Annotated in this window: 18 protein-coding genes; 5 read left to right on the top strand and 13 right to left on the bottom strand. The window is 69.0% G+C overall.

Annotation, left to right across the window (positions count from 1 at the left end; genetic code table 11):
- Positions 1–164 (bottom strand): transposase (locus tag ACIRQP_RS40835; protein WP_403892555.1); only part of this gene is annotated, 164 nt, incomplete at its 3' end.
- 224 nt (positions 165–388) lie between these two features.
- On the opposite strand from ACIRQP_RS40835, the gene ACIRQP_RS40830 reads away from it, so the two are divergent.
- Positions 389–913 (top strand): transposase domain-containing protein, encoded by a 525-nt coding sequence (locus tag ACIRQP_RS40830; RefSeq protein WP_403900323.1) that lies wholly within the window; start codon positions 389–391, stop codon positions 911–913.
- A complete protein-coding gene (locus ACIRQP_RS40825; RefSeq protein ID WP_403900321.1) occupies positions 913–2,037 on the top strand; it encodes a transposase in 1,125 nt (374 codons plus the stop codon). Before ACIRQP_RS40830 ends, ACIRQP_RS40825 begins: the two co-directional genes overlap by 1 nt.
- 67 nt (positions 2,038–2,104) lie before the next feature.
- On the opposite strand, the gene ACIRQP_RS40820 is transcribed toward ACIRQP_RS40825, so the two are convergent.
- The 11 genes from ACIRQP_RS40820 to ACIRQP_RS40770 all read right to left on the bottom strand — a co-directional run bounded on the left by ACIRQP_RS40820 (position 2,105) and on the right by ACIRQP_RS40770 (position 13,579).
- Positions 2,105–2,425 (bottom strand): DUF4387 domain-containing protein, encoded by a 321-nt coding sequence (locus ACIRQP_RS40820; protein ID WP_403900319.1) that lies wholly within the window; start codon positions 2,423–2,425, stop codon positions 2,105–2,107.
- 8 nt (positions 2,426–2,433) lie between these two features.
- A complete protein-coding gene (locus ACIRQP_RS40815) occupies positions 2,434–3,795 on the bottom strand; it encodes an acyclic terpene utilization AtuA family protein (protein WP_403900317.1) in 1,362 nt (453 codons plus the stop codon).
- 43 nt (positions 3,796–3,838) lie between these two features.
- Positions 3,839–5,158: an MFS transporter gene (locus ACIRQP_RS40810; protein ID WP_403900315.1), complete on the bottom strand. Its 1,320-nt coding sequence runs from the start codon at positions 5,156–5,158 to the stop codon at positions 3,839–3,841.
- 97 nt (positions 5,159–5,255) lie between these two features.
- Positions 5,256–5,972 carry a GntR family transcriptional regulator gene (locus ACIRQP_RS40805; protein WP_403900313.1) on the bottom strand — a complete coding sequence of 239 codons (717 nt, stop codon included), beginning with the start codon at positions 5,970–5,972 and terminating at the stop codon, positions 5,256–5,258.
- 113 nt (positions 5,973–6,085) lie between these two features.
- Complete coding sequence (locus tag ACIRQP_RS40800; protein ID WP_403900327.1) at positions 6,086–6,616, bottom strand: transposase; 531 nt, start codon at positions 6,614–6,616, stop codon at positions 6,086–6,088.
- Positions 6,613–6,774: a winged helix-turn-helix domain-containing protein gene (locus ACIRQP_RS40795; protein ID WP_403900325.1), complete on the bottom strand. Its 162-nt coding sequence runs from the start codon at positions 6,772–6,774 to the stop codon at positions 6,613–6,615. Before ACIRQP_RS40795 ends, ACIRQP_RS40800 begins: the two co-directional genes overlap by 4 nt.
- 442 nt (positions 6,775–7,216) lie before the next feature.
- Entirely contained in the window at positions 7,217–8,599 is a 1,383-nt protein-coding gene (locus ACIRQP_RS40790) for an ATP-binding protein (RefSeq protein ID WP_403900311.1), read from the bottom strand.
- Positions 8,580–9,245: a response regulator transcription factor gene (locus tag ACIRQP_RS40785; RefSeq protein WP_403900309.1), complete on the bottom strand. Its 666-nt coding sequence runs from the start codon at positions 9,243–9,245 to the stop codon at positions 8,580–8,582. The genes ACIRQP_RS40790 and ACIRQP_RS40785 overlap by 20 nt, the downstream gene beginning before the upstream one ends.
- A gap of 3 nt (positions 9,246–9,248) precedes the next feature.
- Positions 9,249–11,441, bottom strand: coding sequence for an MMPL family transporter (locus tag ACIRQP_RS40780; protein WP_403900307.1), 2,193 nt, complete (start codon positions 11,439–11,441; stop codon positions 9,249–9,251).
- 157 nt (positions 11,442–11,598) lie between these two features.
- Complete coding sequence (locus tag ACIRQP_RS40775; protein WP_403900305.1) at positions 11,599–12,048, bottom strand: alpha/beta fold hydrolase; 450 nt, start codon at positions 12,046–12,048, stop codon at positions 11,599–11,601.
- Between the two features lie 94 nt (positions 12,049–12,142).
- Positions 12,143–13,579 carry an aldehyde dehydrogenase gene (locus ACIRQP_RS40770; RefSeq protein ID WP_403900303.1) on the bottom strand — a complete coding sequence of 479 codons (1,437 nt, stop codon included), beginning with the start codon at positions 13,577–13,579 and terminating at the stop codon, positions 12,143–12,145.
- 137 nt (positions 13,580–13,716) lie between these two features.
- Here ACIRQP_RS40770 and ACIRQP_RS40765 point away from each other — a divergent pair, with 137 nt between their 5' ends.
- Positions 13,717–14,379, top strand: a complete 663-nt coding sequence (locus ACIRQP_RS40765; RefSeq protein ID WP_403900301.1) for a TetR family transcriptional regulator — start codon at positions 13,717–13,719, stop codon at positions 14,377–14,379.
- Positions 14,380–14,685: 306 nt separating this feature from the next.
- Here ACIRQP_RS40765 and ACIRQP_RS40760 read toward each other — a convergent pair whose 3' ends face one another.
- Complete coding sequence (locus ACIRQP_RS40760) at positions 14,686–15,108, bottom strand: winged helix-turn-helix transcriptional regulator (protein ID WP_403900299.1); 423 nt, start codon at positions 15,106–15,108, stop codon at positions 14,686–14,688.
- 130 nt (positions 15,109–15,238) lie between these two features.
- On the opposite strand from ACIRQP_RS40760, the gene ACIRQP_RS40755 reads away from it, so the two are divergent.
- Positions 15,239–16,168 carry an NADP-dependent oxidoreductase gene (locus ACIRQP_RS40755; protein WP_403900297.1) on the top strand — a complete coding sequence of 310 codons (930 nt, stop codon included), beginning with the start codon at positions 15,239–15,241 and terminating at the stop codon, positions 16,166–16,168.
- A 112-nt stretch (positions 16,169–16,280) separates the two neighbouring features.
- Entirely contained in the window at positions 16,281–16,451 is a 171-nt protein-coding gene (locus tag ACIRQP_RS40750) for a hypothetical protein (protein WP_403900295.1), read from the top strand.
- Positions 16,452–17,146: the final 695 nt, after the last annotated feature.

Here is a 17,146-nt window from a genome sequence, read left to right as displayed (position 1 = left end):
CGTTCGGGCAGATCCCGCCACGGCGCCCCCGTACGCAACCGCCACAGCACCCCGTTGACCACCTGCCGATGATCCCGCCACGGCCGCCCACACCCATCAGCCCGAGGAAGCAGCGGCTCTATCCGCTCCCACGCCCCATCCGTCAACTCACCACGACCCGTCACAAGATCGATTATCAGACACGACCTAACCCGGTACCAAGCTCCCTTGGCCTTGTCGGCGCGCACGTCGTCGCCCCGGTGGAGCTGACCGAGGGGCCTTCCCTCAAGGCCGGGAAGTTAGCGATTCCGCAGGTCACGCAAGCGTGTTGAGGGTTTGAGGGCAGAACGCAACGGAGCTCGTTGGTACAAGCAGTCGTCCAAGACAGCTTGTCCCGCAAGGAGCTCCGTTGCCCTTTCATTCTGTCCTGCCGTCTGCGCTGACGGCCATCACCCGTACGGTGACCGTGACCGCGGGCCGGTTCGCGCCGGGGCATCTGGGGGAGCTGACTGCCGTGGTGCCGTTCGAGCTCGTCGACGCGGTCCTGAAGGAGACGCGGACGGCGCAGCGCCGGCTGCGCGATCTGCCTTCCCGGGTCGGGGTGTACTTCCTGCTCGCGATGTGTCTGTTCCCCGAGGTCGGCTACCGGCTGGTCTGGGACAAGCTGACCGGCGGCCTGGCCGGGATGCCCGTGGCCTCGCCGAGCGCCAAGGCACTGCGGGACCTGCGCCGTCGGTTGGGAGCCGCGCCGGTGCGCTCGCTGTTCGAGGTACTCGCAGGTCCCCTGGCCCGCCCGACAACGCCGGGGGTGCGGTTCGGTGCGTACCGGACGGTGTCGTTCGACGGCTGCAGCTCACTGCGGGTACCCGATTCGCCGCGCAACCGGGCCTGGCTGGGGCGAACAGCTCATCATGGCTATCCCACGCTTAGTTGATGACGCTGGTCGAGACCGGCACCCGGGCCCTGATCGGCGCGGTGTCCGGCCCTACCGGCGTAGGCGAAACCGCCTACGCCGGCCGCCTGCTGCACTTGCTGAGGCCGGACATGCTGGTGCTGTGGGACAAGGGCTTCGACGCCAACGCCTTCCTCGCCCAGGTGAGTGCGACCGGCGCGCAGGTGCTGGGCTGGCTCCGCAGCAACCGACGCACCCCCGTCCTGGCCCGTCTCGCCGACGGCTCTTACCTGTCGGTGATCGGCACCGTCAAGGTCCGCATCATCGACGCCGAGATCGCGGTGACCTGCAGCGACGGAACCGTGTTCACCGGCTCCTACCGGCTGGTCACCGCCCTGACCGACGCCCGCCGCCACCCCGCTGCGGCGCTCACCGGTCTTTACCACGAACGCTGGGAACACGAGAGCGCCTATTACGCGCTCCGCCACACGATCACGGCCGGGCGAAACCTCCGCTCAGGAGATCCGGCCGGCCTGAAGCAGGAGATGTGGGCCCTGCTCACGCTCTATCAGGCCCTGCGGACCGTGATGCTGGAGGCCGCCGAGTCCGTCCCCGGCACCGACCCCGACCGCTGCTGCTTCACCGTCGCCGTCCAGACCGCCCGCGACCAGGTCGTCCAGGCCACCGGCATCGTCCCTGACGATCCCGGCCCCGTCGGGCTGATCGGCCGGCAGGTCCTGGCCCGTCTCCTCCCGCCCCGCCGTCACCGCGTCAGTACCCGCAAGGTCAAGTCCCCGATGTCCCGCTACAGCGAGCGACGCGACGACGGCCGCCTCGACCGCAGCCGTACCGTCACCCGCCTCGCGGTCACCGTCCTCGAACCCGGCCCCGGACAGCCGCCGCTGCCCGCGGTCTCGCGCGACGACCGGCACACCGTCCCTGCCCAGCGCCGCCGGCACCACATCCTCGCTCTCCTCCAGGACGACCCGACCCGCCTGTGGAGAGTCGCAGAAGTCGCCGCCCGCTTCGGCGACATCCGGCTCGACACCATGTATCGGCAACTCTCCCGATGGGCCGACAGCGGACTCATCCACAAGATCGGCCCCGACCTCTACGCAGCCACGACCTGGACATCAACTGCCTTGCAAACAGCGGGTGATCGCTAACTTCCCGGCCTTGGGTCAGGGCCCGAGTCCTAAGCGGCCAAGGGTGAATCCTGGTCGTGGTGGCCGGTCATGCCGAGGCGACCGCGACTGCCATGTCCATGAGCGGGGCGTACTGCTGGCCGGCGTAGCAATCGGGGTCGTGGAGGGCGCCTTGGACCGTGGGGCGCGGTAGGGAGACCTTCACGGCGAGGGCGAGGGGGTGGTTGACGACGAGGATTTGGTCGGGTTCCACGCCGTACAGGGTGGCGAAGAGGCTCTTGTTGAGGAAGCCGGTGGCGACGAGGGCGTCGTAGGTGTCCTGGTCGTGGCACATGAAGTCGAAGGTGAGGGTGAATGGGCCGGCGTTCTTGGAGCGGACCAGGGAGCAGTAGTCGAGCAGGGTCGTCATGGGGGGGGTTACAGCTCCTCGGTGGTGGTGCGGAACAGCTCGGTCGGGGTGACGCCGGTGGCGACGTGGTTGAGGGTGAAGCGGTACAGGGCGCCGCGGTCGATCTCGGGTGGGGAGTGGGGGTAGGCGAGGGTGGAGACCAGGCCGTCGTACTCGGCGATGGGCAGGTGGCTGCTGGCATGTGCGACGAACGTGGCGACGGCGTGCGCGGTGGCCTGGTCGGGGGCGGTCACGGTGATCAGCACGCCGAGTTCGCGCGGGGTCAGCGGATCCGGCTCGGTGCCGGCGAGGACGGCACCGTCGCCGTAGAGGCGGTAGTCGATGTCGACCGTAGCCGGGTCGACCTCGCCGCCGAAGACGTCGAGAATCTTGGCCTCGAAGTACTGCTTGGTCGTCGGCAGGAGTTTGGGGAGTGCGTCGATGACAACGCGGTCGCGCACGCCGCCGATGATGACGGTCTGGTGGCCGACGAGTTCGGCGCCTTCGAGTTTGTTGGTGTAGCCGTCGGCGGGGAGGTAGCGGGCGCCGCGGACCCGGACGGTCTGCTCGTCGACCGGCTCGTAGGTCGCCTCCGTGGTGTCCAACACCCCTGAGGGCTCGGTGATGTGGAACGGGTCGGCGTTCTCGTACAGGGTGTGGGCGGCGACCGAACGGGGCGTGAGGCGGGTGCCGTCGGCGAGGGTGGTGACGTCGAAGTGGTCCTCGCGGAGGGCTACCAGCAACCCGTTGGCGGACGGCGGGATCGCGCAGGCGGCGCCGCACTCGATGGTCTTGGCCATGTGCCAGGTCAGACCGGGGGCGGCACCGCGTAGGTGCGGGACGGCAGCGAACAGGGCGGTGTCGCTGGCGCGGCCGGCGAGGACGACATCACACCCGTCCAGCAGGGCCTGCTGGATCGGTTCGACGCCCATCATCGCCACCGTGTGACTCCGCTCGAACAACTCCCGTTCGATCCGCGGTGCGTTGGCGAGAGGCCGGATCCGGCCGGTGTCGTAGAGCTGCCGCAGACGGTCGGCGGGCTGGTCGGAGTAGATCAGGCCGAGCTTGAAGCTCAGGTTCTCCTCGGCTGCGACACGGCGAGTGATCGCGGCGACCCAGTCGACACCGGCGTCGCGTCCGGAGGTACCGCACGATCCGATGATCAGCGGCACGCCGAGCTCGGCACGGGCGCGCAACAGCAGGCGCAGGTCGCGGCTGACGGCCTGGACGGACAGCTTCGGGGTGCCGGAGCCGAGGGCGGCCGGGCCGGAGTCCGTGGAGCCGGCGTCGCAGGCGATCACGTCCGGGCGGGCGGCGACACCTCGCGAGAAGGCGTCGGCGTCGAACCCTGCGCCGAGCGCGCCGGTGGGAGCGAGGATGCGAAGTTCCATGCGGGGTGGTGCCTTTCGTCATGCGCGAGCAGGTGGGCAAGTCTTACGCGGCGGGGCCGGGGCCGCCGGGGCTGGGCCCAGGGCCGGGGGCGCGGCGGGCCAGGCGGGTGAAGACGACGAAGGTGACGGCGGCGAAGAACGCGGCGTTCAGGAACATGTAGCGCCAGCTGGTCAGGTCGATCGTGGTGCCGAGGATTCCCGGGCCCAGCGCCATGCCGGAGGCCGAGGCAATCGTGTAGAGGGCGGTGTAGGTGCCCAGCACCTTCTGCGTGGGCGCCAGATTCCACAGCGCGACCAGCGCGTTGACCGCGAACGAGGCGTACCCGAGAGAGGCGAGCACCATCGAGGCGATCGTGCCCGGCATGGTCGGCATCGTGAAACCGAGGAGGAGGCCGACGACGAACAGGCCGACGCCATAACGCATCGTGCGCAGCTGCCCGAGCCGGTTCGAGGCCAACGCGATCGGGACCACGCACAGCAGGAACGCGACCGCGCCCGGCAGGGCGAGGCCGCCCGCTTGGCCGCGGGTCAGATCGAGGACCTGGGTTCCGTATGGGGTCATCAGCGAGCGCAGCGCCGACCACATGCCGGCGAAACAGAAGATGCCGATCATCAGCAGCAGCGTCGGGCTCGACGGGGAGCGCAGCGCGTCCTTCAGCACAGCCCACGGGGAGCCGAACTCCCGCTCCCCGGCGCTCGGTTCCTCGGGCAGTACCGCCTCGGTGTGGCGGCGACCCAGGAACGCCCAGGACAGGCCGAGCATGATCAGCATCAGGACCGAGGGGATCGCGAACGCGAGATGGAGGCTGCGGTCGACGACGAGGAGGCTGATCAGGGAGGAGACGACGATGGTCAGGCTGACGCCGGCTTTGATGAAGCCCTGGGCCTTGCTGCGGTTGGTGGGCGCGACGTAGTCGGATACGAGGGTCTCGGTGACGCCCTTGAACGCGTTGGCGATCGCGGCGAAACCGACCACGCACACGATGAGCGCGGGCAGGCTCGTCGCCCACGGGATCAGGACGAACGGCACGGTTGCGATGACGGCGCCGATGAGGACGATCGGCCATCGCCCGCGGCGGCGGCGGGCGAGCTTGTCGGAGAAGAACCCGACGGACGGCTGGGTGAAGATCCCCAAGGAATGGTCCAGCCCCATGATCAGCCCGATCACTCCTGCGGAGGTGAAGTAGTGCCGCAGCTGCTCGGGAACCTGGGCGTCGTAGAAGTTCCACACCGCCTCCTGAGCGAACACCGCCAGGGTCACCCAGAGCGCCGCGCTGCGGTTCATGCGGTCTCCGGGAGCGGGTCGGCGCAGTGTGGTGACCGTGCCGGAGGCGGGCGAGGCGGGTGAGGGATCGGGCTTCATGTCGGCTCCTATGCTATATGCTATAGCAACAAGTAGCCTGACCGCCGGGGCGCATCCCATACACCGATGGCGGGCAGGCAGCTTGAGGGGTAGTCGCTCAGCTGCGGGAGAGCTGGATGAGGGCGGCGTGATGGTGCTGCGCGGCGAGCTTCTCGGCGCGCTCCTCGTCCCGTTCGAGGAGGGCGTCCAGCAACTGGCGATGCTCGTGATAACGAGCACGGAACACCTCGGCGCGCTCGGGTACGAGCTTCATGGTGAGGTCGAGCCGTTCCTCGTCGCTGAAGGCCCTGGCGTGGCCCAGCAGACCCTCCAGGACGGAGTTGCCAACGCACGCCTCGACCTGGTGGTGGAAAAGGCGCAGTTCGAGGAAGACGTCCGTAAGTTGGTCGGCCACGTCGGCTTCCTGGCCCCGCTCGGCGACGGTCTTCTCGATGTCGGTGACGATCTGGTCGGTCCGAGTGAGGATCGAGGCCAGGCCGGTGAGCTGTTCCGCAGTGGCGTTGCGGGCGGCGAGTCGGGCCATGAGGGCGGAGAGGCGGACTTCGGCCTCGACGATCTCGCTGCGGGCCGACGAGGAGTGGTCGGCGATCCGCAGGGCCCGGGGCCCGGCGCGCTCGACGACGTTCTCGTGCACCAGCTGGCGCAGTGCCTCGCGTACCGGGGTGGGGCTGACTCCGAGTCGGGCGGCGAGGTCGCGTTCGGTGATCTTCTCGCCCGGTCGTAGGGCGCCCTCGCGGATGGCGTCCCGCAGTCGTCGGTATGCCTGGTCGGCAAGCGACATGGTCTCCATGGGGCCGAGGGCGTTAGTGCTCATGGCGGCAAGGGTGACTCACGCTATAGCAAATAGTCAACTGGTTCGGGCGGTGAATCGTCGACTGGATTCGGGCGGTGGTTACTGAGGTTGAACTCGTGATGTCGTGCTGTTGATCAGGCAGGTCGGATGGTCAGGTCGGTTTCGTTGAGGCAGCCGTCGATGAGGTGGCTGCGGTACTGGATGTGCCGTAGGCCACGCCGGATGCGCTGGTCGAGGTGTTCGGGGGTGCTGAAGGCGACGTTGGAGAGCCAGCCGCGCCGCAGGAGGGACCAGATGCCCTCGACGGGGTTGAGGTCGGGCGCGTAGGGCGGCGGATAGTAGATGGTCAGCCAGTCCCGGGCTTCGGCGAACTCCCGCAGTCCGGAAGCCTTGTGGACGTTGAGGTTGTCCCAGACCAGTAGGATCGGGCCGCCGAGCTGCTGGTGGGCGGTGCTCAGCAGGTCCCGGTAGTCGCGCCAGGAGAAGCTCTTGCGCCCGTCACGCCGGTCGTCGTCTCTGCGCGGTCGGTAGATCAGCCTCGACCGGTGGCCGGGTTTGTAGCAGGTCAGCGCGGCAATGGATATCCGTCTGCGAGAGCGGCCGCGGACCCGGACCACCGGGGTGCGGCCTCTCTGCGACCATGTCTTTGCGTGCGGCGGCGTCATGGAGAAGCCGGCTTCGTCCTCGAAGACGAGCCAGGCGCCACGGGCCGCCGCGAGCCTTCCGCGCAGGGCCACACCTCCTTGACCCACCCGGCGACAGCCTCGTCATCCCGCTCCATGGCGCGTCGGGCCGGGACCTGGCAGGACCAGCCGTTACGCACCAGGAGCTTGCGCACGCCCTGGATCGTGTAGGTCAGGTCGGGACGTGCCTGATGACGCTCTACGGGCTGCCTGACGCCCACGGTCGGCCCCCTGGGCCTGCGTCTTCGTCGCGCTCCTTGGACCGCTCGCCGTCGCCGCGTTCACCGAACTGCCCCACACCCGCCTCACCACCATCCTGGTGTTCGCGATCGCCGCGGTGGCCGTGCGCGGCCAGCGCGAGGGCGCCCGTCTCACCCGGACCAGCCCCGCCACCGGGGAGACGCTCGCTCCGGTAGCCGTGACCTGTAGCTGAGCCGCCATCCGGGATGCTCACGATGCCTGAGTGAACTCCTTGAACAATGCTGTTACATGGCTGCCCGAGTAGTCCCCGCGGTTCCCCGGCCGACCCCGCTTGGTTTGGGCCGGCGGCCTGGCGGATGACGGTGGGTGAGCGCTATGGGATCAGGTGCGGGTGGTGGGCAGTCGGAGGGTGAAGGAGGCGCCGCCTGCCGGGTTCCATGTTGTTGACGGGCTGTCAGCGACCGTGATCGTGCCTTTGTGTGCGGTGGCGATATCGCGGGCGATGGCCAGGCCCAGGCCGGTGCCGGTGTCATGGCCGACCTGGCGGGTCCGGGCGCCTTGCAGGCGGACGAAACGATCGAAGATCCGCTCACGGTCGGCCAGCGGGATGCCGGGTCCGTCGTCGGCGACCTGCAGGACGGCGGTGTCCGGGCCGTCGGTGGTGACGGTGAGCTGGACGCGCGCGGCAGCGTGGCGGTCGGCGTTGTCGAGGAGGTTTCGGATCAGGCGCGTGAGCTGGTCGGGATCGCCCAGGACCTGGACGCCCTCGTCGGCGCGGATCTCGAGGGGGATACGGGCGGGGGCGGACTGTGCGGCGGCGCGCGCCAGGACAGCCAGGTCGATGGGCTCGTGGTGGGTGAGCAGGGTGTCGTCGTCGGCGCGTGTGAGCAGCAGCAGGGAGTCGACGAGGCGTTGGAGGCGGGCGGTTTCGGTGACGGCTCGTTCGGCCAGTTCGGGCCAGGGTGCGCGGTCGGGGTAGGCGAGTCCGACTTCCAGGGAGGTGCGTACGGCCGCGAGCGGGGTGCGCAGTTCGTGGGAGGCGTCGGCGACGAAGCGGCGCTGGCGGGTCGCGGAGTCCTCCAGGCGTTCGAGCATGGAGTTGAGGGTGCCGGTCAGACGGCCGATCTCGTCGTCGCCGGCGTGGCCGGGGATGCGGCGGTGCAGGTCGCTGCCGGTGATCTCGGCCGCCTCGGCGCGGATGCGTTCGACCGGCCGCAGGGTGCGGCCGATCAGTACCCATGACATGCCGAGCGCGCCGAGGACAACCAGCGGCAGCACGAACAGCAGGTGGCCCTGGAGGTCGTTGGTGACGATGCTGAGGATGCGGGTGGAACCTCCGGCGTAGACGACCACGGGCGTGGTGCCGGCGACGTAGCGCTGGGCCACCACGTGCTCGTCACCGTCATCCGTGCCCTGCCCGGGAATGGGCTCCGGCGTCGTGCTGCCCGCGGGCAGGGTGTAGCGGGCGTGCTGGCCTTGGACGTTGGCGGTGGCGGCCACCACCGTGCCGGAGCCGTCGACGACCTGGGCCCAGGCGGTCGGGTCGTCGGGGACGGTCGGCAAGGGCTGGGGCCAGGTCCCGTCGGCGGACCGCCCGACGGAACTCGCGTAGGAGGTCAGCGTCGTGTCGACGTTCGCGCGTACGGAGTTGACCAGGGTGATGGCGAGGACGGCGACGCCCAGGGCGAGGGCGATGGTGACGATCAGGGTGGCCATGAGCGTGACGCGCAGGCGCAGTGAGCGGCTAGGGGCGGTGCGGGTCAATGCGGTATCCCCTGCCTCGTACGGTCTCGATGATGCTCGCGTCGATCTTGCGGCGCAGGTGGTGGATGCGGACTTCGACGACGGCGGGGTCGGCTCGGGAGGCCATGTCCCAGCAGTGCTCAAGGAGTTCGATCTTGGACACCGTTCGTCCGGCGGCGCGCAGCAGGTACTCCAGCACGCTCGCCTCACCAGGGGTCAGGGCCAGGGGCCGGCCGGCGAAGCGGACCGCGTGGGTGGCCGGGTCCAGGGTCAGGTCCCCGGCCCGTAGTTGGGCCGGCCGCTCCTGGGCGCTGCGGCGCAGCAGGGCGCGCAGCCGTGCGAGCAGCACCGGGTAGGCGAACGGCTTGGTGAGGTAGTCGTCCGCGCCCAGGTCCAGACCTTCGGCCTGGTCGAGGGGGGCGTCCATGGCAGTGAGCATGAGGATAGGGGTCCACTTCCCTGCTTCGCGCAGCCGTGCGCAGATCTGGTAGCCGTCCAGGCCGGGGAGCATGACGTCCAGGACGATCAGGTCGAAGTCGTGCTCCTGAGTCAGCCACAGTCCCTCCGCTCCGTCGGCGGTCAGGCGGACGACGTAGCCCTCGGCTTTCAGTCCCCAGGTGAGGGATGCGCCGAGGGCCTCGTCGTCCTCGATCACGAGGATGCGCATGGCTCAAGCATGCCGGGTCAAAGCCGGGTCGGCGGCCTCCAGCGCGCCGCCGTCCGCGCCGTCCATTCCCTGCTCGTCGTGGTGTGTGCGGTGGCCGGGGGCCGTCTGCTTGATGCGCAGCAGGCGGGCGGCCCAGGCGGGCAGGTACCAGTTGGCGCGGCCGAAGAGCACCACCAGGGAGGGGGTGAGCAGGGTCCGTACGACCATGGCGTCGATGAGGATGCCCGCGGCCATGCCGGTGGCCATCATCTTGATGGTCACGTCCGGGGAGGACGACAGGGACAGCAGGGCGAGGAAGAGGATGAGGGCGGCGCTGGTGACGAGGCGTCCGGTGCGGGAGACGCCCTCGACGACGGAGGCGGGGGTGTTGCCGGTGCGGTCGTGGGCCTCGCGGATCCGGTCGAGGATGAACACCTCGTAGTCCATGGACACCCCGAACAGGAACCCGAACAGAAGCATCGGCACGAACGGGCTGATCGAACCGGTAGCAGGGATACCCCACAGCGTGTGCGAGCCGTAGCCGCGCTGCCAGATCAGGACCAGCACGCCGTACGCGGCGCCGACCGATAGCAGGTTGAGGGCGACGGCCTTGGCGGGCAGCAGCAGGGAGCGCATGCCGCGGGCCAGCAGAACGAAGGTGAGCAGCGCGGCGACGGCCAGGAGCGCGGGGAACCAGGTGGACAGGATGTGGGTGACGTCGGCCGACTGGACCTGTTCGCCGCCGAGCAGGGCGTTGTGCGGGACGGCGCCGCGCAGCTGGGACAGGGCGTTGCCGGCGTTTGCGGTGCCGATCTCATGATGGGGCAGCGCCATGATCACCGAGCTGCCGGGCTGGTGCCAGGCGGGCGTGTCGGCGGCCAGCACGCCGTGGACGTCGGGAAGGGTCCGCAAGGTCGCGGCGGTGGCCGAGGGGTCGGTTCCGGGGGGCAGTTCGATGGGGATCGAGGTGAGTACACCGGTGGGGAAGCCGTCGTGCCGCAGGGCCTGCAAGCCCTGCTCGGCGGGGCCGCCCGCGGCCAGTGAGGTGCTGCCGGGAGAGGCGATGTTGATGGTCAGCCCGAACGCGCACAGGGTGCCCAGGATCACGCTGCCCAGCAGGGCGGCGGCCCTGGGGCGGGCCACGATCGTGCGGGCGGTGCGCGTCCACATCCGGCCCGGTCCCGTCTTGGTGCGACGGCGCAGGCGGATGCGGTCCATGCGGGGTCCGACGCTGGCGAGCAGCAGCGGGATGGTGGTGAGCGCCACCAGGGCCGCGATGGAGGGGATGAACAGTCCGGACAGGCCGACGCCCTGGATGAACGAGACCGGGACGACGATCAGCGCGAACAGACCCAGGGAGGCGATGAGCGCGCTGAAGGCCACCGAGTGCCCGGCGCGGTGCATGGAGCGCAGGACCGCCTCGCGGTTGTCGGCGCCCTTGTCGCGCTCCTCACGCCAGCGGTTGACCAGCAGCAGCGAGTAGTCGATCGACAGACCGAGGCCCAGCAGGGCGACGATGAACTGCACCGAAGGGTTGATGGCGATGCTCGTGGCGTAGGTCAGGCCCCAGATCGCCAGCTGCATGGTCAGCACCGAGACGATCGCCGACAGCAGCGGCAGCAGGGCCAGCGCGGAGCCGAAGACCCAGACCAGCACAAGCAGTGCCAGCCCGGCGCCGACCAGGATCTCGCTCATCACGCTCGCGCCACTGCTGCCGCCGCCGGCACTGAGCTGTTCGATGCCGGTCTGGTGCACCGTCGTGCCAGGCACCGCGTGCGTGATCGCGTCGCTCATGGCGTCCAAGACCTGCGCGGGAACCGGATCGCCCGGTGCGGGCGGGTACACCATGACCAGGGTGGAGCGGCCTCCGGTGCCCACCAGGGCCCTATCGCGGGTGTTCGCGTAGGACAGGTCGCGGATCCCGGGAACGCCTGCCGCCACCTTGTCGGCGGCGGAGAGGCCGGCCTTCACGTCGGCGCTATCCGCGGTAGTGCCCTTGGGCAGGTCGACGACCAGCACGCTGGGCTTGGCGGCCGCCCCGCCGTACTCCTTGGCCAGCGCGATGTTGGCGTCGTAGCTGGCGGTGCTGACCGTCGTTCCGCTCTTGAGCCGGTCAGCGACGTGCGGCGCCATCATCACCCCGACCACGGTGACGGCGACCCAGGCCAGGGCCACCCAGATCCGGTGCCGCATGACGAATGCGGCGAAGCGTTCCACGAGAAAGTACCTCCGGGAGAGGGCCGGTCCAGGGAGCAGACCGGCGAAGGTTCCCGAAGCTAGAAGGGCCTGCCTTTCGATTTCCTTAACCGCCCGCACTCACACCCCTCCCGCATTTCGGGCAGGAGGCGCACCGGTGCTCTCGACGACGGGCCGGTCAGTGATGTGGTCGTGCTCTGTCGAGGAAGTCCAGGACGAGTGGGCCTGCGGTGGCGCGGAACTCCTCGAAGTAGGCGTGCCGGGCACCGGGGATCAGTTGCAGTCGTGCGCCGGGGATGCGGTCCGCGAGCAGGGGCGCGTTGGCGGTGGGGTTGAGGAGGTCATCGCTTCCGTGCACCACCAGAGTGGGTGCGGAGTTGTCGGGCAGCACGTCCCACACGTCGTGACGGTTGCTGGCAGCCAAGTGCCGGTGCTGGGCGTAGGTCGGCATGGCGGGGTCACCGAGTGTGGTGTACGGACCGGAAACGGGGAGTTTCAGGGGATGGCCGCGGCGACGGCGCCGTACACGTCCGAGGTGTCGAAGAAGTCGATGCCGACGTCGATCGCCGCGTGGATAGTCCGAACCGACTCGGCCCGCTCGGCCGTTTCGCAGAACCGGGATATTCAAACTGGAACATTCCCATGCAGTCCAGGCCGATCGGGCTGACGCCGATCCCCGGTGCCGCCCAATGCGACGCGAGCTCGGGCGGAGGATGCCATGGTCAGATTCCGATCGTCTTGTACTCGAGGTACTGGTTCAGTCCCACGGCGCCGAACTCGCGGCCGATGCCGCTGTTCTTGTAGCCGCCGAACGACCCGTCAGGCGTGGCGGGCGCCCCGTTCACGGTCATCCAGCCAGCGCGGATGAGCCGGGCGACCTCGAGGGCGTGTTTGGGGTCGGCACCCCACACGCCGCCACCGAGCCCGTATTCGGAGTCATTGGCGATGCGCACCGCGTCGGCCTCGTCGTCGAACGGGATGACGACCAGCACCGGCCCGAAGACCTCCTCCCGGGCGATCCGCATCGAGTTGTCGACATCCGCGAAGAGGGTTGGGCGCACGTAGTTCCCGCCCTCGAGCCCGTCGATCGGCTCCAGGCCGCCGGTCACCAGGCGCGCGCCCTCCTCGATACCGATCCGAATGTAGCCGCGGACCCGTTCGAGCTGGTCCGGGCGCACCATCGGTCCGATGAAGGTCTCGGGTGCCGCCGGGTCGCCGACGACGATCACCTCCATCATCGTCTTGAGCGCGGCGACGAATTCTTCATACCTCGTCCGCGGTACCAGGATGCGGGTGTGCGCGATGCAGCTTTCGGCGTTGTTCCCCAGTGACACGGCCTTGAGGCCCGCGACGGTCGACTCAAGATCAGCGTCTTCGAGGACGATCGACGCGGACTTGCCACCGAGTTCCAGGCTGACGCGCTTGAGCTGCTCGCCGGCGATCGCCGCGATTCGTCGCCCGGCGGCGGTGGAACCGGTGAAGGCGATCTTGTCGACGTCCGGGTGCGAGACCAGGTACTCGCTGGTCTCCCTGCCCGCGGGGAGCACGCTGACGACCCCCTCGGGGAGGCCGGCCTCGTCGAGGACCTGTGCCAGTGCCAGCGCGTCCAGGGCTGTCTCCGGTGAGGCCTTGAGGATGACCGTGCACCCGGCTAGCAGGGCCGGGACCAGCTTGACCAGGGCCGACTGGTGGGGGGCGTTCCACGGGATGATCGCCGCCACAACGCCGACGGCTTCGCGGCGCAGCAGAGTGCGGGCGGTGCCCGTGCCTCCGACCTGGGCTTCCCAGTCGAGCGCGGCAGCGGCCCGCAGGTAGGAGTCGTTCTGCTCGGGAACGCCAGTGTGATGGGTCCAGCCGGTGAACCAGATCGGCGATCCGTTCTCGGCGGTGACCAGGGCGGCCAACTCGTCGGCGCGAGCGGAGTGCAGCTTGGACAGGCGGGCGACCACCGCCTGGCGTTCCTCCGGGCTCATGCGCGGCCACGGTCCGTCGTCGAACGCGGTCCGCGCGGCGGCCACCGCGCGGTCGACGTCGGCGGGTGCCGCGTGCGGAGCGGTGCCGACCACCGTCTGGTCGTGGGGCGAGCGAACGGTCAGGATCTCCCCGGTGGCGGGGGTCGTCCAGTGGCCGCCGATGTACAGCTTGTCGAACACGAGCATGGCTCGGTCCACCCTTCTCATCTCTAACGGTCCACCGGACCGCTATGCCCCCACCGTAACGGTCTGATGGACCTCGAACAAGGTTCCAGTGGACCGCTATGCTTGGCGGGGTCACGAGCCCGAGGAGGTGGGTCGCGATGAGCATCAAGGAAGAGCCGGGATTCCGGCGAGCGCGCAGTCACGAGCAACGAGAGCTCCGCAGGCGCGCAATTCTCGACGCGGCCGAGGTACTGCTCACCGAGGTGCCACTGGATGCCCTCGGCCTGCGTGAGCTGAGTCGTCGGCTGGGCACGTCCAAGACCAACGTCGTGCGCTACTTCGAATCCCGCGAGGGTGTTCTGCTGGCGCTACTCAACCGCACCCGGCTTATGTGGCTGGACGACCTCGAAAAGGAGCTGCCAGCCGGTCCGGCCGACCTCGACGAGGTGATCCGGGCATGGGCAGACACCTTGGCCGCTAGGCCGCTGCTGTGCCAGATGTGGAGCATGCTCGCGATGGTGCTCGAGCGGAACGTGTCCGCCGAATCCGTCCGGGCGTACAAGCTCGAAGACCTCGAACACCGCGCCCGTCTAGCGCGGCTGCTCCGCGAGCGGGTGCGCGGTCTCGACGAGCGGGAGGCGCTCCACCTGACCAGGGTGGGGGTCGTCATCCTGGCGGGGCTGTGGCCGTTCAGCAATCCGACGCCCGCAATCATCGAGGCCACCGCGGATCCCCGGCTGGCGGACGCCCGCGTCGACTTTCCCCGAGCATACGCGGACATGCTGGGCCTGGCCGCCCGAGGACTCGTCGGCCGCCCGTGAGCCACGACGCGCGGGCCGGATCTCCTGTCCCGGGCTTGATCCCGGGGCGTACGTACGATCCGATGAAGTGTGGTCTCCGAAAGAGGAACGGTGGCCGCTGAAGCCGAAGAACGCGTGGCACTGGCCCGCGCCCCTGCCGGTGATCCGTCAGATCCCCATGCGCCACACCCTGATTGACCATCTCACGGCCGGGATCCACCTTCGTAACGGACCCTCATCCTTCTCATTCCATGGTGAGGACGATGCGGCCACGCAGCACGCCGCCGGCCCCTGCTCTGGGGAGGTGTGCGAGCGCAGGCTCAACAGTCAGAGCTCGTCGTACGCGGCCCGTGCGTGGTCGACTGCGTCTGCGTTGTCGTGTGCCCAGTCGCGCACCTGCGCGAGGAGTCCGTAGAGGTTCCAGCCGAGGTCCGTCAGTTCGTAGTCGACGCGGACGGGCGAGGTCGGTGCGACGGTACGGCGGACCATTCCGTCGCGCTCCAGTCCTCGCAGTGTTTGCGTCAGCATTTTCTGGCTGACTCCGGGAACGTTGCGGCTGACCTCGCTGTAGCGCATGGGCCTTTCGTGCACGCCGAGCGTGCACATGGTCAGGCTCACCCAGCGGGTGCTGATGGACGACAGCAGCGATACCGCGGGGCAGTCGCGCATGTAGGCCTCGTACGTCACCCGCTTCTCCACGGTTATCTCGGGTACGGGCACCGTCTCCTCCACCTCTCGACCTCTCGCCATCCTGCTGGGGCACTTTCGGGAAACGAACGCACTAAATAGTGCCTACTTCCCTGAAGATTGTAACTCTCTTAGATTCGGTTACAAGCCTGTAGCAAGCCAGGTGTGCCTCACTCAGAGAGAGAATCCCCCCATGCGTGCAGCTGTATACCGTTCCGTCGGAAGCCCGGACGTCATCGAGGTCCGCGAGGTCGACAAGCCCGAGCCGGGCCTGGCCGACATCCGGATCAGGGTTCAGGCGGCCGCGCTCAACCCGGTCGACATGGCTGCCTGGGGCGGTACCTTCCCGCCTCCGCCCGAGGGGAGCTACTACGGCCTCGGCTGGGACATCGCCGGCGTCGTCGACGCAGCGGGCCCGGGCGTGGTGTGGGAGCCCGGCCAGCCGGTCATCGCACTCAGCCGCAGGACCTCGGGGATGAACCGGGCGCAGGCCGAGTACGTCGTGGTGCACAGCCATGAGCTCGCCCTCGCGCCCGCGGGTGTCGACCCCGTCCACGCGGCCACCATCCCGCTCAACGGACTGACCGCGGCCCAGTCCGTCGAGATGCTCGGGATCCGCCAGGGCCGGACGGTGCTCATCACCGGCGCGGAGGGAGCGGTCGGAGGCTACGCGGTACAGCTCGCGAAGCGCCGCGGGGCCGTGGTTGTCGCGAGCGGCCTGTCGGCCGACGGAGAGTTCGCCACCAACGTGGCCGGCGCCGACGCGTACCTGCCCGGTGCCGAAGCCCTGTCCGCGGCCGTCCGCACGAGGTACCCCGTGGGGGTCGACGCCGTGCTGGACACGGCCATGCTCGGGCAGGCCGTCATCGGAGCGGTGGCGGACGGCGGCATCTTCGTGACCACCCGGATCGACGCTCTGCCCCAGGCCGAGCGTGGGATCCGCGTACGGCTGACGCAAGTCGGCCCTGACGGTGCGATGCTCACGACACTGTCCGACTTGGCCGCCTCCGGAGAGCTGGCGCTCCGGGTCGCCGAAACCCATCCGCTGGAAGAGGCCGCGAAGGCTCACACGCGCCTGGCCGCCGGCGGGCTGCGCGGCCGCATCGTCCTCACCTTGGAATGAGAAGGATGAAGGTTTGCTGCGAAGGTGGATCCCGGCGCCGAGATGATCATGGTGCGGTCTGACGACGGAGCCCACCTGGCAGCCGAACAGGGGCCAAAGACTCCAGTCGCTCGTGATCACGGCCGGTCACAAGCACGACTCTCCGCAGTTCCAGTCCGTACTCGAACGCATTCGCGTTCCCCGCACCAGGCCGGGCCGACCGCGCGCCAAGCCGGGCGAGGCCCGCCCCGACAAGGGCGACTACGAGCAGCGCCATGCTGTGGAGTGCGGGTCAACCGGCTGAAACGACTGCCGAACGCCACCGAGCTGCGGCGGATGTACCACTCGGTAGCGGACAGGGATGTTGCGGATACACGTACGGTTACACGCCGCTCACCTGGACGAACGAACAGCGCTTCGTGTCCCCGACCATGCAGAGCCAGGCTCGCGCGTCCGCGCGCTCCTCGGCCGTGTCCCCATCGGCCTGTCGTATGGGGGCTGGGCACCCTCTCCACAAGATCATTTCGTGGCGGATTTCTGGGGTATCTGGGAACCGCCGCGAATCGCATCTGATGCGAACTGGACGCGTCCTGCGCCGTTGATCGGGCGGCCGTCAAGAAGCCACGCGCACGTAGTCCCGCATCCGACGCCGGGCCTCCACCCGGGCGAAAAGAGCTCCGGTCCGTAGAAGAGTTCTTCGAGTTCTTGGTCCCAGGCGTTCGTCGGCATGTCGTAGATCACGACAACGGACTGCTCGCGGCGCTGTCATTACATGCGGCGCGGCCACCCGTTCCGTTACATGCGGCGCGGCCACCCGTTCGCGGGACGACCCGGGCAAAACCACCCCACAACCGCCGCACACCCACTACACTCCTCGCCCCCGGGCCGTTGACCAGCACAAATCTAGTACTCCAGTTGCAGTTCTCCATACGCCCTGGTCAAGGGGCCCTTTCGGAGTCTAGTTGGCTGACGGACCGTCAGAGTGGCGGTGGTTCGTTA

Origin of the sequence: Streptomyces sp. NPDC102274 (genome assembly GCF_044766385.1) — a bacterium.
Classification (GTDB): domain Bacteria; phylum Actinomycetota; class Actinomycetes; order Streptomycetales; family Streptomycetaceae; genus Streptomyces.
Note: the sequence above shows the minus strand (reverse complement) of the source record. Positions and strands in the feature narration are given on the sequence as shown.